General features: G+C 37.0%; 12 protein-coding genes. All 12 read right to left on the reverse strand.

Annotated elements, in window-relative coordinates; all coding sequences use genetic code 11:
• Positions 1-7: 7 nt before the first annotated feature.
• Complete coding sequence (gene nuoH / locus MTT30_RS09435) at positions 8-1,003, reverse strand: NADH-quinone oxidoreductase subunit NuoH (protein WP_194168630.1); 996 nt, start codon at positions 1,001-1,003, stop codon at positions 8-10.
• Entirely contained in the window at positions 996-3,296 is a 2,301-nt protein-coding gene (locus tag MTT30_RS09440; protein WP_429801768.1) for an NADH-quinone oxidoreductase subunit G, read from the reverse strand. The genes nuoH and MTT30_RS09440 overlap by 8 nt, the downstream gene beginning before the upstream one ends.
• Positions 3,293-4,003 (reverse strand): hypothetical protein, encoded by a 711-nt coding sequence (locus tag MTT30_RS09445; RefSeq protein WP_429801769.1) that lies wholly within the window; start codon positions 4,001-4,003, stop codon positions 3,293-3,295. Before MTT30_RS09445 ends, MTT30_RS09440 begins: the two co-directional genes overlap by 4 nt.
• Complete coding sequence (locus tag MTT30_RS09450) at positions 4,000-4,230, reverse strand: NADH-ubiquinone oxidoreductase subunit E family protein (protein WP_072593998.1); 231 nt, start codon at positions 4,228-4,230, stop codon at positions 4,000-4,002. Before MTT30_RS09450 ends, MTT30_RS09445 begins: the two co-directional genes overlap by 4 nt.
• Entirely contained in the window at positions 4,227-5,456 is a 1,230-nt protein-coding gene (gene nuoD / locus MTT30_RS09455) for an NADH dehydrogenase (quinone) subunit D (protein ID WP_429801770.1), read from the reverse strand. Before nuoD ends, MTT30_RS09450 begins: the two co-directional genes overlap by 4 nt.
• On the reverse strand, positions 5,453-6,211 hold the full coding sequence (locus tag MTT30_RS09460) for an NADH-quinone oxidoreductase subunit C (protein ID WP_429801771.1): 759 nt from the start codon (positions 6,209-6,211) through the stop codon (positions 5,453-5,455). Before MTT30_RS09460 ends, nuoD begins: the two co-directional genes overlap by 4 nt.
• Positions 6,208-6,720 carry a NuoB/complex I 20 kDa subunit family protein gene (locus MTT30_RS09465; RefSeq protein WP_103624212.1) on the reverse strand — a complete coding sequence of 171 codons (513 nt, stop codon included), beginning with the start codon at positions 6,718-6,720 and terminating at the stop codon, positions 6,208-6,210. Before MTT30_RS09465 ends, MTT30_RS09460 begins: the two co-directional genes overlap by 4 nt.
• Positions 6,702-7,091, reverse strand: coding sequence for an NAD(P)H-quinone oxidoreductase subunit 3 (locus MTT30_RS09470; RefSeq protein WP_021090439.1), 390 nt, complete (start codon positions 7,089-7,091; stop codon positions 6,702-6,704). The genes MTT30_RS09465 and MTT30_RS09470 overlap by 19 nt, the downstream gene beginning before the upstream one ends.
• A gap of 105 nt (positions 7,092-7,196) precedes the next feature.
• Positions 7,197-8,831, reverse strand: coding sequence for a multidrug ABC transporter permease/ATP-binding protein (locus MTT30_RS09475; protein ID WP_429801772.1), 1,635 nt, complete (start codon positions 8,829-8,831; stop codon positions 7,197-7,199).
• Positions 8,831-10,195 carry a coproporphyrinogen III oxidase family protein gene (locus tag MTT30_RS09480; protein ID WP_429801773.1) on the reverse strand — a complete coding sequence of 455 codons (1,365 nt, stop codon included), beginning with the start codon at positions 10,193-10,195 and terminating at the stop codon, positions 8,831-8,833. The genes MTT30_RS09475 and MTT30_RS09480 overlap by 1 nt, the downstream gene beginning before the upstream one ends.
• A 185-nt stretch (positions 10,196-10,380) precedes the next feature.
• A complete protein-coding gene (locus tag MTT30_RS09485) occupies positions 10,381-11,472 on the reverse strand; it encodes a hypothetical protein (RefSeq protein WP_429801774.1) in 1,092 nt (363 codons plus the stop codon).
• Positions 11,473-11,710: 238 nt separating this feature from the next.
• Positions 11,711-12,079: a hypothetical protein gene (locus MTT30_RS09490; protein WP_429801775.1), complete on the reverse strand. Its 369-nt coding sequence runs from the start codon at positions 12,077-12,079 to the stop codon at positions 11,711-11,713.

Consider the following 12,079-nt stretch of genomic DNA (forward strand, 5'->3'; position numbering starts at 1 on the left):
TTTCGCCTTAGATTAGTAGCATAAAGCCAGTGACTACGATATTTAAAATTCCAAGCGGAAGTAAAATTTTCCAGCAAAATGCACTTAACTGATCAACTCTTAAATGTGCCCATGAAGCCCTCACCCAAAGAAAAAAGAAAAAGACAATGCTTGATTTTAAGATGATCATCAAAGCACCTGGGATAAATAAAAATTCGTTAAATCCACCTAAAAATAAAATCGTAATGATGATGCTAGCAGCGATCATATTTGTGTATTCGCCGATGAAAAACATCGCCCATCTCATGCCGCTATACTCGGTGCCATAGCCTGCTACTATCTCTGTTTCGTTTTCTGTTAAGCAAAATGGTGTTCTGTTGCACTCCACAAAGCTTGCTATTAAAAAGAGTAAAAAGGCAAGGGGCTGCTTGAATATAAGCCAGCCAAAAATTCCTTTTTGATAGTTGTTTATATCCACAAGTGAGAGTGAGCTAGTTACCATTACGACGCTTAAAAGAGCCATGCCAGCGACTATTTCGAAACTAAGAAGTGAGACTACTGCGCGAGCTGCACTAATTAATGCAAATTTATTATAGCTTGCAAGACCTGCTGCAAGTGGAGAAAAGACGCAAACTGAAGCAACACCAGCGATGTATAAAATACCAACATTAATATCTGAGAGAATCGGACGTAATGTATGTCCAAAAATTTCAAACTCAGGTAAAAATGGCACAGGTGCAAGCGCTGCAAATGCGGCAATGGCTGATATTAGTGGAGCTATTAAAAAGATAAATTTATTCGTATTTGCTGGTACGATGTCCTCTTTTGTAAAGAGTTTTATCATGTCAGCTACTATCTGTAAAATTCCAGCAGGTCCAACCATATCAGGTCCCACGCGGCGCTGCATGTAGGCTAGTACCTTTCTTTCAGCATAGGTCGCCAGTCCTGCAAGGCTAGCCATGACGGCTAAAATGACCACGGCTTTAATGATAGTGCTTAGCACAAAAAATAGCGTTTCACTCATCTTTTGCCTTTATGATTTTAACTGCGGCGTAGCTTTTGCCATTAAATATAACGCCCACATCAAGCTTATCGTCATAATCACCTAAATACGCACCAACTCCACCAAGCTCGCTATCAAGCTCCACGCAAATGGCAAGCTTGTGCCCATCTTTTTCTAAAATAATCGCTTCATTTTGTGAAATTTCAAATTTAGCCATAAATTCGCTACTTGCATAAAGCTTCGCTCTTTTGGCTGTTTGTGTGGCATAGTTTGCAAAAAATGATGGCAAATTTATAGGATTTGTAAGACTTATGAGTGCTTCGTCGTCTTTTAAATTTAGCTCATTTTTCTCTTTAAAAAGTGGCTCCATATCATCATTTGGTGTGAAATTTGAAATTTCAAGCTTATAACCTCTGTGACTTGTGCCGTCGTTTGCGTAAAAATTTTCTAAATCATCAAATTTAATGCCTTTGTAACCCTTTTCTTTTGGTAAATTTGGCGTGTAATCAATCGTATCTTTAGCCATTAGTCCAAGCGCATTTGCAATATCGTTTAGAAAATAACCTTTGTGCGGTATCGCCACATTTGTTGGCACTAGGGCGTTATTTATGCTTGTAAATGTGCCTTCTTGCTGATTTAGCGCGCTAGCATCGATGTCACCTTCAAAAATACTAAATTTATAATCGCCATTTTCGTTATAGCCAAGCGTCTTGCCAGGCTTTTTCTCGCTTGTAAGAGTGCAAATTTTAGCAACGCCAAGTGAGTTTGTGCGTGGTGGTATTAGCATCACACGAAAAGGCGTAGCTCTAGCGATCACTCCAGTAAGTGCTGCTAGTAAATTCGCATTTTCATCTGTGTAAAAATCGCTTCCTAAAATGAGCATAAATTTGCTTTTGCCCTCGCTTAAAGCTGGTACATCTAAGCCAAAATTTTCATCAAAATTTTCAAGCTTTGATGTAAGCGTGCTAGATAAATTTTCGCCCCAGTTTTTAAGCACAAAGAGTAAAATTTGCTCTAATTTTCCAGCTTCATGCGTTACATAGATAAAATTTTTAGAATATTTTTTAACGATCTCATCGGCTATGTGATGAAAGTAAATTCCAGCTGCTTTATTCATTTTTAAAGCGTTATTTAACTTAAAGCTTGTCACTGGGCTTTCGTGTCTTAAAAAACTACCAGCACTGATGATAAAATCGCTATTTTTAATATCTTCATAGTCTGCGTTATATGAGCTAAGCCCACTAAATTCGCTAAATTTATTTAAAAATTTTTGATAATTTAGCGCTTCATTGTTTATTAAATTTAGATCAAATTTTTCTCTTAAATGCTCTAAAATAAGGGCCTCTTCGTTTGTGATGAAGCTATTAAATTTTATATTTTTGATCGCGCCATTTTTAATATTTAAAACAATCTCTTCAAATTTCTCTTTATTCTTACAGGCAAGCTCGTTGTGAAAGTCATAGCCAAACCTAGCTGCCCCACTTACTTCACCAAATGTAAAATCATTGTTGACGCGGTAAATTTGCTTACTTCTATCGCTAGTGCTCTTTTCTTTTACATCATAGTAAATTAGCTCGCAGTCGCTTTGATGTGGATTTGCTGCTGGGATAGGGTTTAGCTCCCAGATATTTGTGCTATATTGAAAATGCGAACTAATAAGCGCTCCAGTAGGGCAGACACTGATACACTCGCCACAAAATGAGCAGTCTAGACTCTCGCCAACGCTTGGACCTATTAAGCTTTTTTGCATCTTGCTAAAAACTGCATAGGCATCTTTTGGCATACTCTCTTTTAGCTCTTTTGGCACTTCAACGCCCCTTGGTACGGTCTTTAGTGCACTCTCTCCGATCCTATCCTTACAAACAGTGACACATCTTTCGCAGACTATGCAAAGAGCTGGATCGTAGTTGATTAGCCCCCATTTTTTATGCGGTTTGTGCGTGTCAGCGATGGCAAATTTTTGCTCATTTACTTTTAGATGTGTGGTTAAATTTTGTAGTTCACATTCGCCGCTTTTGTCACAAACGCCACATTGAATCGGATGATTTACACAGTAAGTCTGCATGATCGCATTTCGCTCGGCAGCGATTTCTGGCGTGTTTGTATAAATTTGCATATCCTCTTTTGCTTTGGCATTGCAGCTATAAACTACTTTGCCGTTTACCTCGACCATGCAAAGCCTACAAGCAAGAGTTGGCGAGCAGCCGCTAAGATAGCAAAGAACTGGGATATAAATTCCATTTGCTCTTGCGATATTTAGGATACTCTCGCCTTCATCTGCTTCTAAAATTTGATCATTTATGCTTATTTTCATTTACTAACTACTACTTGTTTAAATGCGTATCCATCAAAATCTTTTGCGCCAAGCACGGCAACTGTGCCTTTTAGCGAATGGTCTAGTTTAAATTTTGCCCTCACGCTAAAATCTTTTGCTTTAAGCTCTAGCATATCGCCATCTTTTGCCTTTGCTACGATGCCAAACTGCACGCCGCCCACGATCTCATCGCTTGCGTTTTTGTTTAGATAAACGACCGCTCCGTCAAAATTTTCAAGCTCTTTTAGCTCGTCTATTTTGTGATAATCATTAAATTCTTTCTTGTAATCACCAGCCAAAACGATATTTTTGCCTAAAATTTCAAGTAGCCAAAAGATCGCATCTTTATCTGAATGAGTAAAAAATGAATCATCAATAACGATGTTTTTAACGTCCTTTATCCACTCGCCTAGCTCTTCAAATTCCTCTTCTCCAACATTGCACTCGCCACTTATCAGCCCATCATCAAGCTCGCTAAAAAACTCATCACAAGATAAATTTGCGTATTTGCAAAGAAGAGCTAAGACGTAGCTTATTGAGCCTATTTCGCAGCGGATTAAATTTTCGCCGCCAAGCTCGCTATCTTCGATGCAAGAGATGTACTTAAACTCGTGCTCTTTCATCTTTTTTGCTAAATTTTTATCGCTCAAGCTTAGTAAATTTGCAATGCTTAAGCTTTTGCCTGCTATTAAATCATTAAATTTCATATCTTGCCCTTTTTTATGGTTAATACCCAATCAACTTGGTTAAATTTAAGCGAGTTCATCACTTCGCAGTTTAGATTATAGGCTAAATTTACAGCCTTTGTCACACCACTAAAATCGCCTATCTCAAATAAAAATATAATCACTTCGCCAGCCTCGCTAGCCTTTATCTGTTGTCCAAGAGCGCTCAAAAACTCACTCTTTAAGTGCCTAAGATCGACCCTTCTCATCTATCGACCTCGCCTAAGATGATATTTGTGCTACCAATTATCGTAGCGACGTCAGCAACGTACTGGCCTACCAATAAATCTTCATAAATAGCGCAGTGCCAAAAGCTTGGCGTGCGAATTTTTAGACGATATGGGCTTGCGCTACCATCTGAGTTTATATAAATTCCAAGCTCGCCCTTTGGCGATTCGCTAGCAAAGTAAATTTCACCTTTTGGAGGCTTTAGCCCCTGAGTTATTAGCACAAAATGCTGCATTAATGAGTAGTTTTGGCTCATTATCTGCTCTTTTGAAGCGCTCACGTAATCTGGCGCGTCGGCGATGATAGCGGGGCTGCTTGTTTGATACTTGCTAACGCACTGCTTTAAAATTTTCACACACTCGCGCATCTCTTTCATGTAAAGCAGATACCTTGCGTAGCAGTCGCCTTTAGTGGCGTAAGGTACGTCAAATTCTAACTCGTCGTAGATGAGATAAGACTCTTCTTTTCTTATATCACGTGCGATCCCGCTTGCTCTTAGCATGACGCCAGAGCAGCCGCTACTAAGGGCTAGCTCTTTGCTAATTACGCCCACATCAACAAGTCTTGCTTGCCAAATTCTATTTTCACTTAGCAGATCTTCATAAAGCGTGATATCGCTTGGAAATTTTTCGCAAAATTTAAGCAGCTCCTCGCACCAGCCATCAGGCAGATCAAGCGGCACACCACCGATCCTTATCGAGCTATGAGTTAGTCTTACGCCGCAGTATTTTTCTATAAGATCAAGGACGTATTCGCGCTCTCTAAATGCGTATAAAAAGACGCTCATTGCCCCCACATCAAGGGCATGCGTGGCTAAAAATAAAAGGTGTGAGCTGATGCGGTTTAGCTCCAAAAGCATCACTCTAATAATCTGCGCACGGCGAGGCACTTCGATAGCGCAAAGCTTCTCCACAGCCGCGCAAAATGCGTAGTTATTTGCACTTGATGCGATGTAATCAACCCTGTCAGTCACTGGGATAAATTCCTGATAGGTCATATTTTCAGCCATCTTCTCAACGCCTCGGTGCATAAAACCAACCTCTGGCATGGCACGCACGACCTTTTCGCCATCAAGCTCAAGCACGAGCTTTAGCTGACCATGAGCGCTTGGGTGCTGTGGGCCAAAATTTAATATCATCTTGCCGTCATTTTGCTCAAATTCTAAATTTTCAAAAAATGGTTTTAAGCGGTTTGGTGACTGGCTCAAGGTCTTTCCTTTACTATCTGGCTCTGGCTAAATTTAGCCTTTTTGACAAATTTTACGCCACCATCTTCTTGATACTCGTACTCTTCGCTAAACACCCTTGAAAATCCAAAGGTATCTTTCTCGTCCACATATGCTGGGTCGCGGTTCTCTTCGCCAATTTGCTCTCTAAACTCACGCCCAAAAATTTTATCCACCTCGTACCATTTAGCAGCCTCGTCGCCCACTAGCGGATAGCTCTTTAAGAGCGGGTGTGAGTGCCAGTCATCAGGCATGATGAGGCGCTTTAAATTTGGATGATCTTTAATGAGAACGCCGCTTAGATCATACATCTCGCGCTCAGCCCAGTTTGCGCTTTTATAAAGCTCGCAAACACTTTTTAGCATTTCATCTTTTTTTACAAAGCATTTTACACGAGCGCGTCTATTTTTACTAATGCTAAGAAGCTGATAAAAGACTTCATATCCACCTTTTTGATTTATGAAATCAAGTGCTGCAAGCTCACTAAGCTGTTCGTAACCAAAGCTTTTTAGTGTCTCAAGAGCTTTAAAATTTTCACTAGAATTTATATAAATTACAAGCTGATTAAACTCCACGTAGCTAGATAAATTTTCTACTCCGCTTTGCTCTAAAACAGCCAGCTCCTCGTCAAATTTAGAGCCACTTGCTGCTTCTTTTGGCGTCTGCTTGGCGATATAAAATTTCTCGCTATAGTACTGCTTTTTTTGCAGATCGTTTTTTGGCTTATACTCTCTCATATCTCAAGCTTTCTTGGCTTTTGCGCCCTAAATGCACTTTGTTTTCTTATCTTTTTTTGAAGCATCATAAGCGCGTATTGAAGCGTTTCTGGGCGAGGAGCACAGCCTGGGATGTAGATATCAACTGGTATTATTCTATCAACACCTTGAACGGTTGAATAGGTGTTAAACATGCCGCCAGTGTTTGCACAGCTACCCATTGAGATGACCCATTTTGGCTCAGGCATCTGATCATAAAGACGTCTTGTAAACTCAGCGTGTTTTTTAGTTAGCGTGCCAGCTATGATCATCACCTCTGAGTGTCTTGGACTTGCTCTAAAAATGGTGCCAAATCTATCAAAGTCATATCTACTAGCGCCACTTGCCATCATCTCGATCGCACAGCAAGCAAGCCCGTAGCTAAGTGCCCAAAGCGAGTTGCTCCTGCCCCACTGAACTAGCTTATCAACGGTTGTTAAAGCGACTGGCAAGCCACCATTTGCAGCGTAATTTATCTGATGCTTTGCCATTTAAAGACTCCTTTTTGCCAAGCATAAGCAAAGCCGATAAGTAAAATCGCCACAAAAAGCAACATTTCGATTAGTCCAAAAATTCCAAGTAGCCTAAAATCCACCGCCCACGGATACATAAAAATGACTTCAACATCAAACAAAATAAATAAAATTCCATAAAAAAAGTAGTGGATATTTATCTTATTTGGCTGTTTTACAGTGGTTGGACCACACTCATAAAAGCCAAGTTTTAGACGCTGGGTATTGCGGTTGGCTAGTTTTTTGCTTATTTTCGAAGATAAGAATGTTATTAAACAAAATGAACAAGTCGCTAGTAAAAGTATGATAAATGCACCAAAATAGGTGCTTTCAAGCTCCGAATGTGACATACTTTGCCTTTTTTAATTTTTAAGATTCTACTAAATTTAAATTTATTTGAGCTTGAAACGGCTTAAGAGTAGGGTGAGTATTGTGCTTTTGTGTAAAAATTACTCCTATTTTATCTTCTCAACTGCATCTTTTGCAGCACTTATTCGCTCGCTCTCATCTAGCTCACGCACAAAGCCATCTTTTACCAAGATGATCCTAGTTGCTACATCAAAATAGCTATCATCGTGGCTAACAGCGATTATGCTGATACCTTTACTTTGTAAAAATGGCAAAATTTCTTTATAAAATTTTCGCTTAAATAGCGGATCTTGGTCGGCCGCCCATTCATCTAGGATAAGGATAGAGCGGTGCTCTAAAATAGCTATTAGTAGGCTTAGTCGCTTTCGCTGGCCGGTTGAGAGCTGCGTGGTACTAAGCTTATTATCTATGACACTTACTTTTTTGTCGATCTCAAGTAAGGCTAAAAGCTCGTCTATTTCGCTTTGGCTAGCAAAGCCATTATGAGAGAGCGTTTGCGAAAATAGATAAAAATCAGCAAAAATAGCGCTAATCTTTGCCTGATAACTTTGTAAATTTCTTTCATCTATCTTTGTGCTATCAAGGTAAATCTCGCCACTACTTGGGCGCATTAGCCCGCAAAGTAAATTTATAAGCGTACTTTTGCCGCTACCATTTTTACCGATGATAAATGTTATCTCACCGCGTTTGATCTCTAAATTTACATCTTTTAGGCTAAATTTGCCGTGAGTGTAGTTAAAATTTATATCTTTTAGCTTTATGTTTTGCCAATTATCGCTTAGGCTATCGTCAAATTTAAAGCCTTCCTTAAATTTATTGAGATTTAAGCTCATGATCTTTTCTAAACTTACTTTTGCGCTAAGTGCAGCTGGTATGGAGCCAACCATGCTCATAAATGAGCCTCTTAAAAATAGTATCGTTAGGCTAATGCTTAGTGCCGTTTGCAGGCTCGCCCAGTCAAATGCTACGCACAAAAATACACAAAGTCCAACTGAGCCAAGAAGCATAATGTTTGTAAAATTATCACTTAATGCGTGATAAATATCGGCCTTTACCATATTTTGACGTTTTTTATCGCCTGTAAAATTTAACTCATCAAAGCAGACACTTGCCCTTGCTCTATTTAAACTAAGCTCTCTATGCCCCTCTACGATATCGTCGTAGTGCTTTTGCAATGCGTCATCTTGAACTCTAGAATGCTTAAAATAAAGATGAATTTTTTTCATAAAAAGCGTATTTATAAAAAGAGTCGCACCGATCCAAACGGATAAAAAGATAAAAATTTTTGGAGCGATTACACAAAGATAGATGCTGGCACAGACGATAAAAACTAGACTTTGTATAAAGCCAGTAGCGCTCATAAAGGCAAATGTGATCGTTTTTATGTCGTTGTTTAGGCTAGCTATAATCTTTGCCTTGCCGATCTCATTTATCACGCTATTTGGTGTATCTAAAATTTGCTTTACACTTTGATATCTTAGCTCATAGATAAATTTATGCCCAAAATTTGTAAGCGATATATTTGCGGCGATGGCGCTTATAAAAAATAAAAGTAAAACTGCTATAAATTTAATCGCAAGAATCGGATCAAATTCTTTTAAACTTACAAGCTCATTGTTTATAAACGAAAGAGTCCAGACACCAAGTCCGCTAAATAGGAGTGTTAATAACACTATTTTAGAAATTTGATATATGTTTTTTTTGATTAAATTTGCAAGCATTACATCGCAGCTCGTGGCTGAATGATATTTGGCTCATACTTTTGTTCAGTATTTTCGCTCATTATACGAAGCACTTTGCTTCGTCTTATCTTAGCGTCATCCTTAAATATCGCACGAACTTTGTCCATACCGGCGTAAAAATCACGCATAAGCACGATGCAGATATATTTGCCAAAAAATGTCGGCTTAATAATGCCATTTTCTTCATATACCGCATTTACAAGCTTAAGTAAGCTAAGCTCCATAAATAAGGCTTTGTTAATGTTTGTGTTATTTTCGTCATTATATCTTTTAATATCAACTCCGCCATCAAAAAGCCTTGTTAAAAATGTGTATTTAAGTCGCTCTTTCTTGCTAAAACTACATTTTGCAATGACTGGGCTTTGCCTATTTTTTATCCTTTTGCCGTATTCAAGTAGATTAAACGCATTTATTACAAGCTCACCGTTAAGAAAACTAAATGCTCCACTGCCAACGCCAAGATACTCTAAATTTGAGCCAACATATTCGTCGCGAAGGTCGGCACTTTTTTCGTTTGAAAATGCCCAAGCATTGCTTTGTTTGTAGTTACTTTTGCTAAATTCTTCAGTGATTATCTCATAAAATTCACGCTCATTATCTACGTTTGAAACACCAAGCGAGCGAGCTATATTCTCTCTTGTTAGCTCTGATTTCATAAGTGGATAGAAGGTGATTTGTTGTGGAGAGATCGATTTTGCAGTATTTATGTCGTTTATGAGCTGCTCTTTTGTTTGATTTGGCAGGTTAAAGATGAGATCCAGGCTAATGACTGGGATCTTTCCAAGAGCGAGCTCAAGTTTTCTTTTTATCTCCTTGGCTGAGCCAAATTTTTCGTATCTGCCAACTCTTTTTAACGTTTCATCATCAAAGCTTTGTACGCCAACGCTTAAGCGATCAATTAATCCATCAAATCTAGCTAAACTCTCGGGCGAGATATGATTTGGATCGCTTTCTGCTGAAATTTCATCTATACTAAAAAGCTCTTTTGCAAGCTTAAGTGTTTTCTCAAGCTCAGGCTCATTTATAAGCGTCGTGCCACCACCAACATAAAGTGAATCAAAGTCAAATCCAGCCTCTTTAACCTGCCTCATCTCCTCACGTAAATTTTCAAAGTAAACTTTTGCAAGCTCTTGCTCATAGTGGTACTTATGAAACGAGCAATATGGACAGAATGTGTGACAAAATGGTACATGCGCGTAGAGCATATACTTTTTGTCTTTTTTGGGAGTTTTGTTGTAAGTTGTGGTTAAAATGTCTATATTAAATTCATTATATAGTGATCTTTGAATAGAATTATGAGCGTAATTTACGGCAAAATTCTCGACAATATTTTTAAAGATCATAACTAATCGCCTTAAATAAGTTTGGTTTTAAATTTATGTGTTAGGATAGCTAACTTTTAATAAATTTAGCCTTGTGCTAAAGAAAATTTTGGCTTAGCCACATAAATTTGGCCTATAAATTTTTAATTTTTTGAATCCGCAAATTTCACGTATTGATCAAATTTTAATCCCAAAGCTTAAGGAAATTAATCCTTGGCTCTTGAGATGATCTTGCTCGAGTCAAGCTCAAATTTCTCTCCGTCTTTTGTTTCTAAATAATAAAATTTACCAATATTGCAAAGCGACTTCACGTCATAAATTTTAACTGCCTTTTCATCTATCTCGCAAGAAGTTTGACCTTTACCTTTTGCCTCGCAAAACGAGCTTGGCAAAGCTTTTAAAGCGCTTTTGTCAATAAGCAAAAATTTATAATCAATATTTCCTATAGCAAGCGTTTTTGCTGTGTATTTTATAAATAAAAGAGAGTTTGAAATGATCATGAAAATGAGCGCCGAATAAAAAATAATAGTAAAATCTTTCGTCTCTTTTATGCTAGCTATTCCAAGAATAAATGAGAGCATAAAAGAGCAAAATAATATCCAAAGTGCCAAAAATCCACTAATGCTATTTGAAATAACAATCGATGCGATAAATAAAATAAGCATTATAATAGTCAAGAAATATATAACAAAATTTGATCTATCCTTAAAGAAAACTGCTAAATTTACACAGATATAAGAAAGCGGAAATAGCGATAGTATCATTAGCAAATTATAAGAAAGCCTATGAGCTATAAAAGCAAAAATGAAAAATGATATGGATGTCAAAAAATATATGAAATTTGAGCTATAGAAAAAGAGAAATTTTGGCTTTTTAAATTTGTATTTTTTATTATCATTTTGATAAAGGTTTGAGACAAAGACTAAGATACCGATCTCAAAAACCGTGATAAATGCAGTCGCACAAAATAGCAAAATGCCCGTAAATATCATCTCTGAGCTGTCTAAAATCGGAAAATATTTTACTTCAAAGCCAAAATATAAAAAGTAGCAAAAGATACTAGCGATTGGTACGATAAAATTTGAATATTTAAAGAAATTTGCCACGCAATTTTTTATAAAATTAGTCTTTAAATTTGCCGAATATTCGCTAAGTCTACTCTCAAAATAAGTGTTATTTAGCAAATCATTTTTAATTTTTTCAAGATATTCTGGTTCCTTATAGCTTGCACCTATATAAATTTCATAGTTTTTCTCATTGAAATCTTTTGTAATCTCATCTTTTATATCCAAAATCATAAAACAAATTTGCTTTTTTAATTCGTTAAGCTTTTTTGAAATTTCAATAAAATTTGTTCTATTTAGCTCAAGGTAAGACTCATATTCTGCATTTAAAAGAGTTATAAGTTTACCTTGTTTGCTGCTTCTTATCTCGCAGTTTGAAAAATTTGCCTTTAAAAATTTACAAATTTTTTAGCGTTTTTAACACTCTCATCTTTTTCATCTAAAATGTCTTGATAACTCAAATTTACCTTTCTTATTTTTTTCTTGAGATGATTTTACTTGCGTCAAGCTCGAATTTTGTTCCATCTTTTGTCTCTAAATAATAAAACTTACCAAGAGTTGAAATGGCTTTTATATTGTGAAGCCAAATGATATCTCTGCTTTCTTCTGTGTAGGTTATATTATCTTTTGTTTTTAGGTTAGCAGTAGTTTCAATAGTAAAATTATTTTCCTTTGATATGTCCTCTTTGTCTTTTGTTGTATAGCTTAGCTTCTTATCCTTATAATTTATGTTTATTGCGTCTTTTATATCGTTACAATTTTTTTCTTCGCATCCGAATTGTATATACTTATGTGAAACATTAGTATAAGATATTGTGTTGTTTTTCTCATCATGTTCCAT

It is taken from the genome of Campylobacter concisus (genome assembly GCF_050447445.1).
Classification (GTDB): domain Bacteria; phylum Campylobacterota; class Campylobacteria; order Campylobacterales; family Campylobacteraceae; genus Campylobacter_A; species Campylobacter_A concisus_BI.